This is a genomic window from Pseudomonas sp. TWR1-1-3 (assembly GCF_049896805.1).
GTDB lineage: Bacteria > Pseudomonadota > Gammaproteobacteria > Pseudomonadales > Pseudomonadaceae > Aquipseudomonas > Aquipseudomonas bubulae.
The window spans coordinates 510,344-525,699 of sequence record NZ_JAFCUZ010000001.1 but is presented as its reverse complement, the minus strand read 5'-3'; the positions used below and the strand labels follow the sequence as shown (position 1 = coordinate 525,699).

The window sequence follows — 15,356 nt, the reverse complement described above, 5'->3', positions numbered from 1 at the left end:
TGAAAACGGATTCTGTCATGCGCCTGTTTCACACTTCCGACTGGCACCTGGGGCAAAACCTCCACGGCCAGGACCGCGACTTCGAACACGCCTGTTTTCTCACCTGGCTACTGGCCCGGCTGGCAGAACACAAGCCCGATGTGTTGCTGATCGCCGGTGATATCTTCGACACCGTCAACCCGCCGGTCAAAGCCCAGGAGCGGCTCTACGACTTTATCGTCAGCGCCCATGAGCAACAGCCCAAACTGACCATCGTGATGATTGCCGGCAACCACGACTCCGGCTCGCGGATCGAACTGCCCGCCCCCTTGATGCGTCGTCTGCGCACCCATGCCCTGGGCCGGGTGCTGTGGCTCGACGACGGCCAGCTCGATGCCGAACGCCTGCTGATCCCCTTGCCCGATGCCAAGGGCAAAATTGCCGCCTGGTGCCTGGCCCTGCCGTTTTTGCGCCCCGCCGAAGTCACCGGCGCCCACCTGGGCGATGACTACCTGCGCGGTATCGGCCAGGTGCATGAATGGCTGATCGCAGCCGCCAACGCCAAACGCAAGCCGGGCCAGGCCCTGATCGCCATCAGCCATGCCCATATGGCGGGCGGCTCGGTCAGCGAAGACTCCGAGCGCAGCCTGATCATCGGCAATGCCGAAGCCCTGCCCGCGAGCCTCTTCGGCCCCGATATCAGCTATGTGGCCTTGGGCCATTTACACAAGCCGCAGCGGGTCAACAGCGAAGAACGCATCCGCTATTGCGGCTCGCCGATCCCGTTGTCCTTCTCGGAAATTGGCTATCAGCACCAGATCCTCGATGTCACCCTCAAAGGCGAAACCCTGGTCAGCGTTGAGCCGCTGTTGATTCCCCGCGCCGTCAGCCTGCAACGCATTGGCCCGCTGCCACTGGCTGAAATCCTCACCCACCTGGCCGCACTGCCTGATATCGACCTGCTCGCCGATACCCAGCGCCAGCCCTGGCTCGAAGTGCGGGTCACCCTCGACGAACCGCAGCCCGATTTACGCCAGCAGATCGAAACCGCGCTGCAGGGCAAGTCCGTGCGCCTGGTGCGCATCGCCGCCGACTATGCCGGCAGCGGCAGCCGCCACGGCGATGACGATGCCACCCGCCTGATCGAACTCGACCAGCTCACCCCCCAGGAACTGTTCAGCCGCGCCTGGCAGGAAAGCTACGGCAGCGAAGTCGACGAACAGACCCTCAAGGACTTTGCCGTGTTGCTGCAGGAAGTACAGCTTGAAGGTGAACAGCCATGAAAATCCTCGCCATTCGCCTGAAAAACCTTGCCTCCCTGGCGGGCCCCTTTGAACTGGACTTTACCGCCGAACCTTTGGCCAGTGCCGGCCTGTTCGCCATTACCGGCCCCACCGGCGCCGGTAAAAGCACCCTGCTCGACGCCCTGTGCCTGGCCCTGTTTGGCGCCGTGCCACGGCTGAACAACACCGGTCGCGATGCCAAAGTGCCGGATGCCGACGGTGAAATCGCCACCGGCGACCCGCGCACCCTGCTGCGCCGCGGCACCGGTGAAGGCTATGCCGAAGTGGATTTTGTCGGTATCGACGGGCGCCGCTACCGCGCCCGCTGGGAAGCCAACCGCGCCCGCGAGAAGGCCACCGGCAAGCTGCAGGCCAGCCGCCAGAGCCTGCGCGACCTGGACAGCGATCAATTGCTGGCCAGCCAGAAAGGCGATTACAAAGTCCAGCTCGAAGCGCGCCTGGGCTTGAACTTCGAACAGTTCACCCGTGCGGTGATGCTGGCGCAAAGCGAATTCAGCGCCTTTCTCAAGGCCGATGACAACGAGCGCAGTGAACTGCTGGAAAAGCTCACCGACACGGCCCTTTATACGCGCCTGGGCAAACGTGCCTTCGACAAGGCCAAAGAAGCCCGGGAAGCGCTCAAGCAACTCAAAGACCAGGCTGTGGGCATTACCCCCCTGGAACCCGAAGCCCGAGCCGAACTGGACCGACAGTTCAACGAAGCGCAGCAACAGCTGAAAAACCGGCAGGGCCAGCTCAAACAGTTAGAGCTGCAACAGACCTGGCTCAACACCCTGGGCGAACTGCAAGCACAGCGCCAGAGCGCGGTCGAGCAACTGCAACAGGCACAAACCCTGTTCGACAGCCAGGCCGGACAGCGCCAGACCCTGCATCTGCTTGAGCAACTGGCGCCGCAACGGCATCAATTTGCCCGCCTTGCCGAGCTAAATGGGCAACTGAACCCGCTGGCCGAGCACATCGGCGCCCAGCTGCAGCAACAGACCGAACTGAGCCAGCGCCAGGTCCAGCTGCAAGCCCAGGTGCAAAGCGCCACGCTGGCGGCAACCCAGGCACAGACGCAGCAACGGGAAGCCGCACCGCAGGTCCAGCAAGCCCTGCTGGAACAAGCCAACTTCGATCGCCTGACCCAGGCGCTGAGCACCCAACAAGCCCTCCAGCAGCAGGCTGAACAGGCCTGCAGCACAGGCCAGCAGGCACTCAATGCCCTGCTTGAGCGCCAGCAGCAAGGCACCGAACGCCTGGCGCACATAGCCACACAACTCGAACACAGCCGCGAACTGGCGCCACTGGCCAGCGCCTGGGACGCCTATCGCCCCCGGCTGCAACACTTGGTGCGGCTGAGCAATAACCTCACTACCGGGCGCAAGGAACTGCCCGGCCTTGAACAACGCGCCCAACAGGCCACGCAACAACTGACCGAGCTGCGCAACAGCCTGGAAATCCTGTTCCAGGAAGCAGGCGCCGAGCCCCATGCGGTCAACGAGCAAATCCAGACCCTGGGCAGCCTGCTCCAGGACAACCGCCAGCAGCAGCGCGCCTTTGAAGAGCTGCAACGCCTGAGCAGCACCTGGCAGACCCTCGACAATCGCCTGCTGGCGTTACACACCAAACTGCAGGCACTGCACGCCGAGCGCGAAACATTGGTCGAGCAAGGCAACCAGACCAAAAGTCAGTACGAGGCTGCCGAGCAAGCCCTGCAAATCACCCGCCAGCTACTGGAGCGCCAGCGCCTGGCCCGTAGCGCCAGCGTTGAAGAGCTGCGCGAACAACTGCAGGACGATCAGCCCTGCCCGGTATGCGGCAGCCACGAACACCCCTACCACCAGCCCGAAGCCTTGTTGCACAGCTTGTCCCGCCACGATGAACGGGAAGAAACCAACGCCCGTCAAACCGTAGACGGGCTTAAAGAAACACTGGATCAGTTGCGCGATAAATTCAGCGCAATGAAAGCGCAGATCCAGGAACTGCGTGTGCAACATCAACACCTCATTGAAGAACAACAGGCCCTCGCGCCGAGCCTTGAAGCGCATCCACTGCATCAACAGTGGCAGGCCCAGGACCCGGACAAGCGCGCACAATGGCTGACCCTGCGCCTGAACCAGTTGCAGCACAGCATCAGCCAGGACGAGCAGCGTCAGAACGTCCTGCTTGGCCTGCAAAAGGAAGCGGCCCACCTGCAGCAACAAGTGCAGCGCTGCAGCGAGACCAGCCAGCTCGCTGGCCAGCAACTGGCAGAGCAGCAATTACACCTCAATGCCGACAGCCAGCGCCTTGAGGACGAGCTGCGCGAATTTGCCAGCCTGCTGCCACCGGCCACCCTCAATGCCCTGCGCGACAACGCATCCGCCTGCTTTATAAGCCTCGACCAGCAAGTGGCTGAGCGAGTGGCCCAACTCGATCAGCAGCGCGACGAACAGGCGGAGCAGGCGCAGAGGGCCAGCAGCATCGAGCGCGAGCAGTATCAGCAAGCCAATCGCAGCAAGGAACTGGACGCCCTGCAGCGCAGCGTCAGCGAACTGAAGGCCCAGCAACAGGCAAGCCAGCACAGCCTCAAGGCGTTGCTGGGTGACTACAGCAGCGCCGAACAGTGGCAGCAGGCCCTGGAGCAGGCTGTCGAACAGGCCCGCACGGTCCAGACCCAGGCCGGGCAAACCTTGCAGGTCACCGCCAACCAGTTGCTGCAACTGGCCGCCGAGCTCAAATCCGGCCAGGAGCGCCTGCAGGCCTTGCAGCAGGAACACGCCAACCTGAGCGCCCGGCTCAGCGAATGGCGCGCGCTGCACAGCGAACTTGATGACAACCAACTGCAACAGTTGCTCAGTTACGACGACACACAGGTGCGCGAACTGCGTCAGCAACTGCAAAACGGCGAAAAAGCCGTCGAGCAAGCCCGCGTACTGCTGCAGGAGCGCGAACAGCGCCTGGCCCAACACCAGGCGCAAGCCAATGGCAACCTGGACGCCGACGCCCTCAACCAGGCACTGGCCGAACTCACTGCGCTGATCAGCGCCAGCGAACAGCAGATCGCCGAACTGCGCGCACAACAGGCAGAAGACCAGAGGCGCCAGGAAGTCAATCAGGCGCTTGGGCAACGTATCGCCCAAGCCGATAGCGAATGGCAACGCTGGGCGCGCCTCAGCGAGCTGATCGGCTCGGGCAGCGGCGACAAATTCCGCAAGATCGCCCAGGCCTACAACCTCGACCTGCTGGTGCATCACGCCAACGCGCAATTGCGCCAGTTGGTACGCCGCTACCGCCTCAAGCGTGGCGGTAGCATGCTTGGCCTGCTGGTGATGGACACCGAAATGGGTGACGAGCTGCGCTCGGTGCATTCGCTGTCGGGGGGTGAAACGTTCCTGGTGTCGCTGGCCTTGGCCCTGGGGCTGGCGTCGATGGCCTCCAGCACCCTGAAAATCGAATCGCTGTTTATCGACGAAGGCTTTGGCAGCCTCGACCCCGAGTCACTGCAACTGGCCATGGACGCCCTGGACGGCCTGCAGGCCCAGGGGCGCAAGGTGGGGGTGATTTCCCATGTGCAGGAAATGCATGAACGCATCCCGGTGCAAATCCAGGTGCAGCGCCAAGGCAACGGCTTGAGCACCGTGGAGGTGAAATGAACCGGCACCTGCTTTATTCCTTCCGCCGCTGCCCCTATGCCATGCGGGCCCGCATGGCCTTGCGTTACAGCGGCGTGCCGTTATCGATCGTCGAGGTCAGCCTCAAGGCCAAGCCGGCCGAAATGCTCGCGGCCTCGCCCAAGGGCACGGTGCCGGTGCTGGTCTGTGCTGATGGTCGGGTAATCGAACAAAGTCTGGAGATCATGCTCTGGGCGCTGGGCCAACATGATCCGGACAACTGGTTGCAAGCGGATCACAGGGGGCTGATCGAGGCGAATGACAGCGTGCTCAAGGTACTCCTGGATCGCTACAAATACGCCATCCGCTATCCGGAGCATCCGATGGAGCATTACCGGGCTCAGGGTGTCGAGTATTTGCAGCGGCTGGAAGATGTGCTGGCGCACACGCCGTACCTTGCAGGGTCTGCGCTGGGTCTTGCCGATGTGGCTCTGGCGCCCTTTGTTCGACAGTTTGCCCATGTCGATCGCGAGTGGTTTGCGCAGGCGCCGTTGCCGCACCTGAATGCCTGGCTGGAGCGGTTTCTGGCTTCTGACCTGTTTGCTTCGGCGATGGCCAAAAGCCCCTCACCCACCCCTCTCCCGGAGGGAGAGGGGACTGAGCATACGCGACTTCAAGACCACTGATAATCAGCTCCCTCTCCCTCCGGGAGAGGGTTGGGGTGAGAGGCTTTTGACTCAGGCTCAACCCTGCTTGCCCCGCAACATGCTCTGCAACACCCCGTCGCGCCTCACCCAGCCATGAAACAGCGCCGCTGCCAAATGGGCCAGGACGGTAAAAAACAGCAAATACGCCAGAAATGTATGCGCTTTGCGCAACGATGCAAACACCCTGGGATCAGCCGGCAGAATACCCGGCAACTGCAATGAACCGCCGAGCATGACCGGGTCCCCCGCTGCCGAAATCATCGCCCAGCCCACCAGCGGCAACACCAGCATCAAGGCATACAGCAACAGATGGGACAGCTTGGCAGCCAGCACCTGTACCCCAGGCAGATCTGCAGGCAACGGCGGCTGGCGGGTAGCAAAACGCACAAACAGGCGCACCACCACCAGCAACAGGATGGCGATACCCAAGGGCTTGTGCAGATTGAGCAGCCATTCATGCCGCTGCGACACCGAAGCCGCCATACCTGCGCCGATAAACAGCATGGCAATAATCATCAGCGCCATCAGCCAGTGCAGCAGGCGCGCCACCGGGGCGAAATGCTTAGTGGGTGCGCTCATGGCCGTGTCTCCTTGGGTAGCTGGTCAACTTCGCTGGTGCGTCGTACATAGGAACTGGCATAGGCCGCCGAGCGCGCCGCCAGCAAGGGGTCAGCCGAGCCCTCTATGCCACTGGGCAAAATCAGCGGATCGTAATTGATATCGCGGCATTCGCCGTCGTTCTGCGCCTGGGCCTTAACCAGTACCAGGGTGCCTGCATCCACCACCTTGCGCCCCGCTGGCCAGGCCTTGCTGGCATCAGTGGTCGGGTCACCCGCCTCGGCCAATGTCAGGTTGAATTGCCATTTCAAAGGCCCCGCCGCCAGGCGTTTATCCAGATCCTGCTCCAGATAATCGGCATCGTCGGGCGCCGCAGCACCCGGCGCGTCCTGCCCCAACGGCACCACACCCCAGCGCACCGCCTGCCGCTGCCCGGCTGCGTTGACCAGATAAAACGCATTGATCCCGTTATAGCTCTCGGTGGCATAGCTGGCCGAGGGTTTCGCGGTTTTGACCCATTGCAAAAAGGCCGCCGTTTCCGGGTGCGCGGCAAAAAACGCCGGCATGGCACCGGGCGCAGGCTTGCCCGTGGCCGCTTCTGGGGCACCGGCTTGCAGCATCTGGTAGAACGCCTCAGGCGTGCCCACCGGGAACACCGGCATGCTGTTCATCCCTGTACGCCATTGCTGACCATTGGCCTGGGTAAAGCGCAGGGCAAAACTGCGGATCGGCACACTGCTGTCGGGGGCATAGGGGTTGCCACTGGGCAAGGCAAAACGCCCGACCACCGGCGTACGCCCGGTACCGAATACCTGCGCGGTAGACAACCCCTGCGCAGCACCACTGCCCTCAAAATAACCCGCCACGCACAGGCCCTTGGCATGGTTACGCCGGTAACCCGGATGCACGCCGTTATTGTGTTCCAGCGCATTGACCAGTTTGCCGGGGCTCAAACGCTGCGGGTCCAGCGTGCCGTTGACGTAATAGAACCCGCCGAGGATAACCGCCACCACCCCTCCGATGCCCGCCAGGCGCAACAGCACACTGGCAGGACTTAACGGGGGTGTGGCGGGCCGCACAGGCGGCAATTGATCGACCATATAAAACTCCGGGGCCACAGGACCGTGAGGTGAATGACCTATAGGACGCAGGCCGCAAAATCTTATTCCAGCCATGAACGATTAATTTTTTTCGACAACACCGGGAATAAGGCCTCATCCTGAACGTCTTGCCTGCACCCACCCAGTCATTTGGCCAGACGATGACCTCACTTGATGAGCAACTGCGTGAACTGATCCCGCGCCTGCGGCGCTTCGCCCTGTCGCTGACCCGTCATGCCAGCAATGCCGACGACCTGGTGCAAAACTGCCTGGAGCGAGCCCTCGGCAGCGTTGCCGATAAACGCCCTGACGGTGACTTGCGCGCCTGGCTGTTCACCATCCTGTATCGCCAGTTTGTCGACAACCACCGGCGGTCACGGCGCTATGCGCGCATGCTGGAATTTTTTACCGGCCGCGATGACACCCAGCCTTCGACTGAACGCACGGTACTTGCCCAATCGACACTCGAAGCCTTCGACCAATTGGCCACCGAACAGCGCGCCCTGCTGTTGTGGGTGTCGGTGGAGGGTTTGAGCTACAAACAAGTGGCCGAAATACTCGACGTGCCGATCGGCACCGTCATGTCGCGCCTGTCCAGAGCGCGCAACGCCTTGCGCCAACTCAGCGAGGGCGAAATCACCCGCCCTGCCCTGCGGAGACTCAAATGATCAGCATCCCGCCCAGCGAGCGCGATCTTCATGCTTACGTCGATCACGCGCTCAGCGATGCTCAACGCCATCAAGTTGAGCTTTATCTGCAAGCCAACCCGCCTATCGCCGCCCAGGTCGAAGCCTGGCAGCGCGATGCACAGAACCTGCGCTCTGCGTTGAATCAAGACTTGCTGCAACCGGCCAACCCGGCACTTGACCCAACGGCCCTGCGCCAGCACCAGCGCCGACAATCACGGCGCCACTGGGCCAGTGCGGCGGTGCTGCTGATTGCCGTGAGTGTGGGTGGGCTGGGGGGCTGGCAAGCCCGACAAATCATCCAGCCTGGCAACCTGCCCATGAGCGACGCCCTGGCAGCCCATCGCATGTTTGCCGAGCAGGGTTTTTTGCCCGCGGACTATAACGTCGTACAAAGCAGCGAGATGCAAGGTTGGGTTGACCGTTACTTCAGCCACGCCGAACGCTTGCCGGATCTGACGGGCGCAGGCTTCAGACCGGTGAGCAGTCGCCTGCTGACCACCGACCAGGGCGGCGCAGCGATGGTGTTATACCAGGATCGGCAAGGGCGCCAGATCAGCTTCTATATCCGTCCGCCTGGGCCACACAACAGCCTGTTGCCACGGGGTAACCGCCAGGATGGCGAACTGCAGGCCCAGTACTGGTCCGGCCCTGGCTACAACTACGCCATGGTTGGCCCGGCCGGGTTGCTGGAGACGGTGAAGCTTTAAACGCGCACAAGTATTTCGTAGCAGCTGCCGAAGGAACGCAGCCTCGTTCCTTCGGCAGCTGCTACGGTTAGCGTGCTCTCAAGAGCGGGTTTTATGATTCAGCGCCGCATAAAAATGGGCGCTTTGTTGCAGGTATTTCTGGGTATAGGCCGCAGACTTTTTGTCGCCAAGCACCGGGGTCGCGCTGGCAGGCAAAGCCACAGTAGCGGAGATGGCTGAAGCAGCAATTACAGAGAACAGATTGAAGTTCATGGCACTAACCCTCGACGATTCAGTTGGTTTGCTTGCCTTTTCAGGCCGTGCAACCAACTTAACGCCAAGGGCGATCGTGCAGAAATTCATTGCAGCACTAGCCTCTATCAGCGCAATTGATAGAGGCCAGCACGCCCTTGATTACGGGCGGTTGATAAATTTCACATCAGACGGCGCGTCCATTGCCAGGGACTGCACGGCCTTGCCCAGCTTGCCGCTGGCAGGATCACGCTCAAGCACCACAATGGCATTGCTCATCTGGTTGGCAATCAGCAAAAACTTGCCATTGGGGCTCAGGGCAAACTCGCGCGGGTGATCACCCTCCACCGAGCGGCGCTGGATTTCAGTCAACTCGCCATTGCCCGGATCGATCGCAAACACCAGGATTTCATTGGCCTTGCCACGGTTGCTGACATACAGGAAACGGCCGTCAGGTGAAGCATGCACAGCACCGGCGGCACGATTTTGCGCAGGCATACCCTGAGCCAGATCCACCACCTGACGCTGCTTGAGCTGACCATCGGCATAGTCGAACACAAACACCTGGGCACTCATTTCAGTGGTCAGGTACGCATGCTTGCCATCTTTGGAAAACAGCAGATGACGCGGCCCGCTACCTGCCGGCAACTCAATGAAGGCCGGTGCCGCGGCTACCAGTGGATGCTCCGGGCTGGCTACCGGGTCGTAACGATAGACAAACACCTTGTCTGCACCCAGGTCACTGGCGTACACAAACTTGCCATCGGGCGAGGACACCACCGAATGCACATGCGCCGACATCTGCCGCTCGGGGTTGACCCGACTGGCCGGGTGGCTGCTCATCTGGGTCACAGGTTGCAACTGGCCTTCAGCGTCGATCGGCAATACCGCCAGGCTGCCGCCAGGGTCGGCGTGAACCCCGTAGTTGGCCACAAACAGATAACGCTCGTCGGCGCTCAGGCTGGAGTGGGTCGGTTCTTCGCCCAAGGTCTTGACCTGGTTGATCAGCGTCAGCGCGTTGGTTTTCGGATCGATGGCAACGCTACTGGCGCGCCCGACCACATCGGCCTGGCCCTGACCGTTTTCATTGACCACAAACAGGCGGGTCTGGTCTTTGGACAGGGTCAGCCACGAAGGGTTGGCAGCCTTGAACACTTGCAGCGGCTCAGGGGTGATATGCCCCTTGGCACTGTCAAACTGCAGGCGGTAGATACCCTGGCTTTTGCCCTGGGTATAGGAACCCACCAGCAGTTCGACTTCATCGCGGGACTCGGCCTGGGCCGACATGGCGCCCACGCTCAGCGCCATCAGCATTGGCAGCGATTTAAACTTCATCTTCGGCCTCGGCTTCATCGTCGTCGTTGTTTGCGCTCAAGGCGCTCAGGCAAACCAGGCGATGCTCGCCCGAATCGCCCACCAGGGTCCAGCTTTGCAAACCCTGGTCAAACTGCGCCGCGTCAATCTGTGGCGCAGTGAAATGCCAGCGCTTTTCAGCACGTCCGTCCATGCACTTGATGAGCAATTGCACATCGTCCAGAGAGAAATCCCAGGCATGCAGCCCGTCAATCACCAGCATATCGCTGGTTTCAAGGGCTGTGCGCAAGGTCTGGTTTGAATCGCTCATTGATCAATCACCTGTTGGAAAGGCGTAATGATAGGTCAATTGGGCCCGGGAACCCACGTACCCGATGCGCGATCAGGCTTCTTTGCCAAAAAAATGCGTCTTGAGCAACTGTTCGCTGATCGTTGCGTAATACACCTCGGGCACTTTCTGCCCGGGCCCGGCCTTGGCCTCCAGGCTCTTTTTACTGTCCATGCGCTGGCCGGGCAGCTTGAAGTGGGCCGCCGTCGGGTGCTCGTCCCCGCCACGCGCCTGGGCATAGTGCAAATGCGCGTACCAGAGCACCTGACCGGCGCGATCCTGCACGGCATATTCCTGCACGAAATCCTGCCGCTCACCGGTCATGGCGATGCGCTGATTGATTTTGGCCAATTGCACCTGGCCCTGCTTCAGCAAAAAATCCACCGTCACCGAGGTCGGCGGCATGCCCAGAAGGATGCCCAGCCCCTCGGCGCGCAACCGGGTTGATGCGGCCTCAAGACGGCCGATCAATGCCTGGGGCGTATCGGGCACGGGCACCGCCGCGGGCCCCCGATCGGGATGCAACGCCTTGATTTCAGCCACGAGCCGGTCAAGGTTATGGGCAAAGCGATCCAGAGAGCCATACAGCTCCGGCGGGAACTTCGTGCGTTTGACGTGGCTTTTTACGCGATGAATTTCGCCATTGACCTGCTTTAACAGGGTGGCAGCCTGGGTCCTGACCGTGCCATAGGGGCGTACCGGCGCGACCTCAGGTGTGTGCAGCTCGATCCATTGATCCGCTGCCGTCTGTTGATAGGCCGTCGAGACATTCGTCGACAGACCACCCGCCGCACGGGCCACCGGCAGGTCGCCGATATCGACAATTGACGCCTCGCCCTGTACCGGGCTGGCCCTGACGGTTCCGATCAGCAGTCCCTTGTTGCGCGTGCGCACGATTTTGCGCCTGGCGTTAGGCACACGGGAAGGCCCCGGCTGCGCCGGCAGCCATTCATCCCGGGCCCGGGCCTGCTCCAGTTGCATCGCCTCGGCCCGGGTATCCAGGGCCTTGATCACCGCCCTGACCTGCCCAACCTGACGCTGATCGAGCCGTGTCCCCGGGCGCATAAGAAAAATGCTCAACGCATCATCAGCCGCAGCGTAGTGCTCGCGCACATCACTGAGGACTTCAAGGCGTTCACTGCGGCTGAACAAGGTTTCGTCTTCAAGTTCGGACTGGTTTTTAGCCTTGAAATACAGCGGCCCGACAATCTCATCCACGGCGCGACGGTCATCGCCCAGCGGCTCCAGCGGTACAAGATCACGCAGCACCACCAGTTGATGGGATCGGCACAGCACATCGGAGCGGTAACGGGTGACCGTCTCACCCTCAATCTCGACCTCATAGCCGAAATAGCGCCTGCGCGCATCCTGCGCCTCCCTGAAACCCGACTTGGGCACCCCGCGTAGCTTCTCCAGATACCCCTGCATGGCCTTGAAGTCATTAACGGCGCCCTCCAGCTGTTCGAAAATCCTCAGGCAATCGGTTCGATAAGCCCCCGTTTTGAACATCGCGGCATCCACTACCTGCTTCTCGCCCCTGAACACCTCGGGGTGCATTTCCTGCAGAGAACGGCAGATACTCACTCTCGAGTCGAACAGATGCGCCGTCAGCAGGATCAGGTTCTTGTACTGCTGCGACACGATCACATGGTCATGGTCTTCCACCAGCAGCCCGTGCTTTTGCAGCAGATGATCCAGCGCCTCAAGGTATTCCGGCAGCTGCTTTTCAAACACCGCAATACAGCGCTCCAGCGCCTGGATACAGGCAGTCGGTGGCGCACCCTGAGCGCCGAGTTGTTCATAAGCCAGGGTGGCTTGGTTAATTTCAGCCTGCAGAACCGGCACCCGCTCATTGTAGAGCGCCATTTTTTTGCGCAATTCATTGATGCGCTTGATACGGGCGACGCCTCTGGGCAGAACCTGGGGCACATCGCTGCCTCCCCGCAGCCCTGCCTCGCGGGAAAACCGCCACACCCCCTCGTGATCACCCTGAATACGCGGCCCCCGCTCGGAAGGGTTACGTGGACTGACCAGAAAGACCCCTGACGAATCCATTCCGATTTGATAGGGGAAATCCTCAACAAGGGCATGCCATTTGCCGTTCAGTATGTACAACCCCTTATAGACCCCCTCCCGCACATACATATTTTGCGTGGCGGACCATTCCCCCCGGTTGCGATCAAGCCATTCGAGATGGGAAGGCTTGATATGCACCCAATTGTTGTTGAACCAGGCATGGTCCAGCTGGCTTTTATGGTTGCCCAACGGCACTGCGGGCAAGAAAGTCACACCTTCGCGGATAGCTGCAGGCACCGGGGGTTCGGCCTCCGGGGCAATGCGTCGCTGCTGAAATTCAGGCGGCAGCAGCGCGGTATCGGGGCGTAGCACCCTTGCCGGTAACGGTACCTGGGTGGGTCGCAGATGCAACAGGGTCAGCCCGACATTGAACAGCAGATCGATCAGCGCCGGCGCCCTGGAGGTTGAGTCAGGGCTGCGCAGGCTTTGCACATCCGTTTGCAACGCCAGCACTGTCATCACCACCGCATTAAGCACATGCAGCGCCCATGGCAACTTGAGCATGGGCACCACCGTATTGAACAGCAGCCAGCCCCCTTCCAGCAGTGAGGCCCAGCGGCGCTCACTGTTGGACAGGGTTTGCCGGTCTGCCAGATCGCTCAGTGCCAGGGCCATTTCGGTATATAACGTATGCCCGAAGTCACCCTCGAGGGCGTCCTCGCCCAGCTGGGCCGGGCGGGAAACAGGCGGCACGGGAAACTCGTCAAACACCCATGACGATGCCGGGAAAGCGCGGTTGAAGCCAGCGACCGCATAGCCCTCCCGAACACCGGCAGGCAGCCAGTCAAGGACGCTCTGCTGCAGCGGCCCCGGCGCCACAATGGACGCCCTGAGTGCCGCCCAGGACGGAAACTCCACCAGCGCATCCTTATACAAGGGCCGATAAAGCACATGGGGCCCCGCCGAGACCTGTTGCGGGCCGATCACGAACATGTTGCGCACCACATCCGCCCGCGCCGTGGGCGCTGCCAAAAAAGCCAGCGGCCGGATCACCACCGTCTGCCCGGGCATCGTGCGCAACGCAGGGTCGAGCATCATCAGGCCCTTTACGCACTGATAACCGCGTTCGGTAAAGTTGCAGCGCTGGCGCAATTTGCATTCCAGCGCCTGCAAAGGTAAGTGCACCCGCAGCTCATCGACAAACAACCGCTCCCTTGCCTGGGCATGCTCGGGGTTGCCCAGCAGGCAGCGCCTGATCCATTGCGGGTAGTTCTGGCCAATATCGACCGCCTGAACCAGGCGCCGGACATAGTCCGGGGTCATCCACCAGTCCTGGATCAACTGGCCTTTGGCATGGCTGATGCGCACCGGACGGCTCAGTGCGCCCCTTAGGTTTTGCACGGCCAGCTCGGTCAGGGTCAGGGTGTAAGGGTTGAGCGTGCCGACCGTGCCCTCACCGCCCGGGCCCAGCGGCTGGTTAAAGGTCAGCACGACCTCATCAGGGTTATAGCCCGGTGCCAGTGGCTGATCCCGGCCCATCCGCCGGCGCAGGGCATCGACGGTGAAGTCGTGCAAGCTGGGGATATCGTCGTTGAAACGACGGCCATTGGCCTGCTGATTGGTGCTGGCCAACGCCGTCAGATGGCTGCGATACGCAAACCGGTCGGCTGCAGATGCCTGGCGCAACCACTCGGGCAGGCTGGTGTAGAGACTCGACAGGTCCCGCGGCGCACGTACTTGCGTGGCGCTGAACACGGCTGAGGTGTCGGTAATGTCCAGCACCTGAACTTCCAGGGCATCAGTACTTGCCGGCGGCACGGGCGCCATAATGGCATCCAGATGACGTTCAAGTATGCACATGGCCTGGGCCTGCACGAAGTTGCCTTCAGGCTCATAAAGCACGCGGGTTATGGAGTCCAGTGCATAGCGCGCCGCCATGTCGCCGCCCCAGTGTTGGGTAAAGCCGCTGATGGACGCGAAAGCCTGAATAGTACCGTCGACCTTGCAGTGGAAAACGCCATTTTCGCCACTGAGCCCATGCACAATCAGCACATCGGGGGTCAGCACCTCCCAGGTCTTGCCCGCGGCCATCATCTTCGCGGCCACCGTGTAGACCCGGGTGCTGCTGTCGAGGCCGGGCAAACCGTAGCGATCGAGCCGGTCGGGGTAACTGAACACCGAGCGCAGCACCGCGCGCTGCCGGGCACTCAGGTTAACCGTGGTTTCGGCACTGGCCAGTAGCTGATCCTGAATGAGGCGCGACAACCAGATCAGACGGCTCGGCCCGGCATCGGCGGGTTGATTCCAGTACTCGACCAGGGCTTGTTGCAGCGCCACACGCCAGCCCTGCACCACGTTGCGCATCAGTGCTACGACCCGGCTGATGGGCGCGACAGGGCTCATCTGCGAATGGGCGGTTCTTACCCCGATAAAACACTCTTCGCCGGAGTAGTAGTCGTCGTTGAGCGGTTGCTGGCTGGCGATATGCTCCAGCAGCACATTGCTCAGCAACCGATAGCCGGGCTGCTCAAGCGCAGTACCGTCCGGGGCCACCGTATGCACCAGCCAGGTATGAAAAATATCGAAGACCTGCGGCGCAAAGGCCTCGGTCAATTGTTGGAGGAGCAACTGGTGAACCACGCTGCGCAGATTGGGGCGCAAGGCAAACTCACTGGCCACGGCTTGCTGAAGCAGCCGGGTATCGGGTAAATCGGCTGTATTCACAGGGGTATCCTTCACTGTTGGGTCAAGGCAACAGTTAAAGGAATTTTCGGCCGTAACCTGGGGTAACGGGCTAGTGCATGGTCACTGAAATCATATCCATATCCGTATCCTTCGGCAGCTGCTA

The 15,356-nt window shown here is 61.4% G+C and carries 11 protein-coding genes; 5 read left to right on the top strand and 6 right to left on the bottom strand.

The window, feature by feature from the left end:
• Positions 1 to 17: 17 nt before the first annotated feature.
• The 3 genes from ACP7BE_RS02420 to ACP7BE_RS02410 are packed head-to-tail and all read left to right on the top strand — an operon-like array spanning position 18 to position 5,544.
• Complete coding sequence (locus ACP7BE_RS02420) at positions 18 to 1,262, top strand: exonuclease SbcCD subunit D C-terminal domain-containing protein (protein ID WP_426104583.1); 1,245 nt, start codon at positions 18 to 20, stop codon at positions 1,260 to 1,262.
• Positions 1,259 to 4,900: an AAA family ATPase gene (locus tag ACP7BE_RS02415; protein WP_426104581.1), complete on the top strand. Its 3,642-nt coding sequence runs from the start codon at positions 1,259 to 1,261 to the stop codon at positions 4,898 to 4,900. The genes ACP7BE_RS02420 and ACP7BE_RS02415 overlap by 4 nt, the downstream gene beginning before the upstream one ends.
• Positions 4,897 to 5,544, top strand: coding sequence for a glutathione S-transferase (locus ACP7BE_RS02410; RefSeq protein WP_426104579.1), 648 nt, complete (start codon positions 4,897 to 4,899; stop codon positions 5,542 to 5,544). The genes ACP7BE_RS02415 and ACP7BE_RS02410 overlap by 4 nt, the downstream gene beginning before the upstream one ends.
• 57 nt (positions 5,545 to 5,601) lie before the next feature.
• Here the strand turns inward: ACP7BE_RS02410 and ACP7BE_RS02405 are convergent, their stop codons facing one another.
• Together ACP7BE_RS02405 and ACP7BE_RS02400 are read right to left on the bottom strand one after the other, a co-directional pair.
• Positions 5,602 to 6,144, bottom strand: coding sequence for a cytochrome b (locus ACP7BE_RS02405; RefSeq protein WP_426104577.1), 543 nt, complete (start codon positions 6,142 to 6,144; stop codon positions 5,602 to 5,604).
• A complete protein-coding gene (locus ACP7BE_RS02400; RefSeq protein ID WP_095018125.1) occupies positions 6,141 to 7,223 on the bottom strand; it encodes a catalase family peroxidase in 1,083 nt (360 codons plus the stop codon). Before ACP7BE_RS02400 ends, ACP7BE_RS02405 begins: the two co-directional genes overlap by 4 nt.
• A gap of 161 nt (positions 7,224 to 7,384) precedes the next feature.
• Here ACP7BE_RS02400 and ACP7BE_RS02395 point away from each other — a divergent pair, with 161 nt between their 5' ends.
• Both ACP7BE_RS02395 and ACP7BE_RS02390 read left to right on the top strand, forming a co-directional pair.
• A complete protein-coding gene (locus tag ACP7BE_RS02395; RefSeq protein ID WP_095000559.1) occupies positions 7,385 to 7,891 on the top strand; it encodes a sigma-70 family RNA polymerase sigma factor in 507 nt (168 codons plus the stop codon).
• Positions 7,888 to 8,619 carry an anti-sigma factor family protein gene (locus ACP7BE_RS02390; protein WP_095000560.1) on the top strand — a complete coding sequence of 244 codons (732 nt, stop codon included), beginning with the start codon at positions 7,888 to 7,890 and terminating at the stop codon, positions 8,617 to 8,619. The genes ACP7BE_RS02395 and ACP7BE_RS02390 overlap by 4 nt, the downstream gene beginning before the upstream one ends.
• 78 nt (positions 8,620 to 8,697) lie before the next feature.
• On the opposite strand, the gene ACP7BE_RS02385 is transcribed toward ACP7BE_RS02390, so the two are convergent.
• The 4 genes from ACP7BE_RS02385 to ACP7BE_RS02370 all read right to left on the bottom strand — a co-directional run bounded on the left by ACP7BE_RS02385 (position 8,698) and on the right by ACP7BE_RS02370 (position 15,232).
• The gene (locus ACP7BE_RS02385; protein WP_130871612.1) at positions 8,698 to 8,961 is read right to left on the bottom strand and encodes a hypothetical protein; all 264 of its coding nucleotides are present in this window, start codon (positions 8,959 to 8,961) and stop codon (positions 8,698 to 8,700) included.
• Between the two features lie 51 nt (positions 8,962 to 9,012).
• Positions 9,013 to 10,185 carry a lactonase family protein gene (locus ACP7BE_RS02380; RefSeq protein WP_426104574.1) on the bottom strand — a complete coding sequence of 391 codons (1,173 nt, stop codon included), beginning with the start codon at positions 10,183 to 10,185 and terminating at the stop codon, positions 9,013 to 9,015.
• Entirely contained in the window at positions 10,175 to 10,474 is a 300-nt protein-coding gene (locus tag ACP7BE_RS02375; protein WP_095000562.1) for a DUF5629 family protein, read from the bottom strand. Before ACP7BE_RS02375 ends, ACP7BE_RS02380 begins: the two co-directional genes overlap by 11 nt.
• A 72-nt stretch (positions 10,475 to 10,546) precedes the next feature.
• Positions 10,547 to 15,232, bottom strand: a complete 4,686-nt coding sequence (locus ACP7BE_RS02370; RefSeq protein ID WP_426104571.1) for a dermonecrotic toxin domain-containing protein — start codon at positions 15,230 to 15,232, stop codon at positions 10,547 to 10,549.
• Between the last annotated feature and the right edge of the window lie 124 nt (positions 15,233 to 15,356).

Bases quoted from the DNA above. Each gene is read 5' to 3' on its own strand.
- ACP7BE_RS02420 (WP_426104583.1), top strand. From the start codon at position 18: ATGCGCCTGTTTCACACTTCCGACTGGCACCTGGGGCAAAACCTCCAC.
- ACP7BE_RS02415 (WP_426104581.1), top strand. From the start codon at position 1,259: ATGAAAATCCTCGCCATTCGCCTGAAAAACCTTGCCTCCCTGGCGGGC.
- ACP7BE_RS02410 (WP_426104579.1), top strand. From the start codon at position 4,897: ATGAACCGGCACCTGCTTTATTCCTTCCGCCGCTGCCCCTATGCCATG.
- ACP7BE_RS02405 (WP_426104577.1), bottom strand. From the start codon at position 6,144: ATGAGCGCACCCACTAAGCATTTCGCCCCGGTGGCGCGCCTGCTGCAC.
- ACP7BE_RS02400 (WP_095018125.1), bottom strand. From the start codon at position 7,223: ATGGTCGATCAATTGCCGCCTGTGCGGCCCGCCACACCCCCGTTAAGT.
- ACP7BE_RS02395 (WP_095000559.1), top strand. From the start codon at position 7,385: ATGACCTCACTTGATGAGCAACTGCGTGAACTGATCCCGCGCCTGCGG.
- ACP7BE_RS02390 (WP_095000560.1), top strand. From the start codon at position 7,888: ATGATCAGCATCCCGCCCAGCGAGCGCGATCTTCATGCTTACGTCGAT.
- ACP7BE_RS02385 (WP_130871612.1), bottom strand. From the start codon at position 8,961: ATGAATTTCTGCACGATCGCCCTTGGCGTTAAGTTGGTTGCACGGCCT.
- ACP7BE_RS02380 (WP_426104574.1), bottom strand. From the start codon at position 10,185: ATGAAGTTTAAATCGCTGCCAATGCTGATGGCGCTGAGCGTGGGCGCC.
- ACP7BE_RS02375 (WP_095000562.1), bottom strand. From the start codon at position 10,474: ATGAGCGATTCAAACCAGACCTTGCGCACAGCCCTTGAAACCAGCGAT.